The organism is Altererythrobacter sp. C41 (genome assembly GCF_016803135.1).
Lineage (GTDB): Bacteria > Pseudomonadota > Alphaproteobacteria > Sphingomonadales > Sphingomonadaceae > Pelagerythrobacter.
On record NZ_JAEVFE010000023.1, the window covers coordinates 1 to 1,941 of the forward strand.

1 protein-coding gene is annotated in these 1,941 nt (G+C 65.3%); it reads right to left on the reverse strand.

Annotation, left to right across the window (positions count from 1 at the left end; all coding sequences use genetic code 11):
• Positions 1-1,941 (reverse strand): cadherin-like domain-containing protein (locus JNO53_RS15240; protein WP_203113624.1); only part of this gene is annotated, 1,941 nt, incomplete at both ends.

Here is a 1,941-nt window from a genome sequence, read left to right on the forward strand (position 1 = left end):
AGCTGCCGTCGGCATTGAACGTCAGGCCGGCCACCGCGGCATCGAGCGTATAGCTCAGCGTGTCGCCGTCGGCATCGCTGTCGTTACCAGCAACAGTGCCGGTCACCGGCGCAGCATCCTCGGTGGCCGCATCCGTGTCGGCAACCGCAATGGGCGCGTCATTGGAAGGTGTCACGGTGATGTCGACCGTGACCGGAGCACTGTCAGCGGTCCCGTCGTTGGCGCGGTAGGTGAAACTGTCAGGTCCGATGTAGTCCGCGTTCGGTGTATAGACGAAGCTGCCGTCAGGGCTGAGCGTCAGCGTGCCGTTCGCTGGTCCGGTGACCAGCAGGGCGCTAAGCGCATCACCATCGGGATCGCTGTCATTGGCAAGAACGCCCGCCGCGGCGGCAATGGTCAGTGTGTCGTCCTCGGTGACGGCATAGAGATCGGCAGCAGCAGCGGGCGCATCATTGGTGCCGGTGACCGTGATCGTCAGCGTCGACGTCGCAGCACCGCTATTGCCGTCAGAGACCGTGTAGCTTGCGACCACATCGCGCGTCTCACCGACCGCCAGGTCTTGATAGGCAGCATCGCTCGGATCGAAGCTGTAGCTGCCGTCGGCATTCAATGTCAGGCCCGCGACCGCGGCATCAAGCGTATAGCTCAGCGTGTCGCCGTCGGCATCGCTGTCGTTACCAGCAACAGTGCCGGTCACCGCCGCAGCATCCTCGGTCGCCGCATCCGTGTCGGCCGCCGCTGTCGGCGCGTCATTGGAAGGTGTCACGGTGATGTCGACCGTGACCGGAGCACTGTCAGCGGTCCCGTCGTTGGCGCGGTAGGTGAAGCTGTCGGGTCCGATGTAGTCCGCGTTCGGTGTATAGACGAAGCTGCCGTCGGCATTGAGCGTCAGGGTGCCATTGGCCGGTCCAGCGACCAGCAGGGCACTGAGCGCGTCACCGTCTGTGTCGCCGTCATTGGTCAGGACCCCGGCTGCAGCGGCTATGGTCAGCGCGGCATCTTCGGCGACGGTATAGCTATCAGCACCTGCCGTAGGCGCGTCATTCGTGCCGGTGACCGTGATCGTCAGTGTTGAGCTTGCAGTGCCGCCGTTGCCATCGGAAACGGTATAGCCTGCGACCACATCTCGCGTCTCGCCGGCCGCCAGATCCTGATACGCAGCATCGCTCGGATCGAAGCTGTAGCTGCCGTCGGCGTTCAGCGTCAGACCCGCCACCGCGGCATCGAGCGTATAGCTCAGCGTGTCTCCGTCAACGTCGCTGTCGTTACCGGCAACCGTGCCGGTTACGGCCGCGGCGTCCTCAGCCGCCGCAGACGTGTCGGCAACAGCAGTGGGCGCATCATTGGCGCCGGTGACCGTGATGGTCAGCGTCGAGCTCGCAGTACCGCCGTTGCCGTCGGAAACGGTATAGCTTGCGACCACATCGCGCGTCTCGCCGACCGCCAGGTCCTGATAGGCAGCATCGCTCGGGTCGAAGCTGTAGCTGCCATCCGAGTTCAGCGTCAGGCCCGCCACCGGCGCCGCCAGTGCGAACGTCAGCGTGTCGCCGTCGGCATCGCTGTCGTTACCGGCGACCGTGCCGGTCACCGCCGCGGCGTCCTCAGACGCCGCAGCAATATCAGCCACCGCCACTGGTGCATCGTTCGTGCCGGTGACCGTGATGGTCAGCGTCGAAGTCGCAGTACCACCATTGCCATCGGAGACGGTATAGCTTGCGACCACGTCGCGCGTCTCACCGACCGCCAAGTCCTGATAGGCCACGTCGCTCGGGTCGAAGCTGTAGCTGCCGTCGGCGTTCAGCGTCAGACCCGCGACCGGCGCTGCCAGTGCGAACGTCAGCGTGTCGCCGTCGGCATCGCTGTCGTTACCGGCAACAGTGCCGGTCACCGCCGCAGCATCCTCGGTCGCCGCATCCGTGTCGGCAACCGCAATGGGCGCGT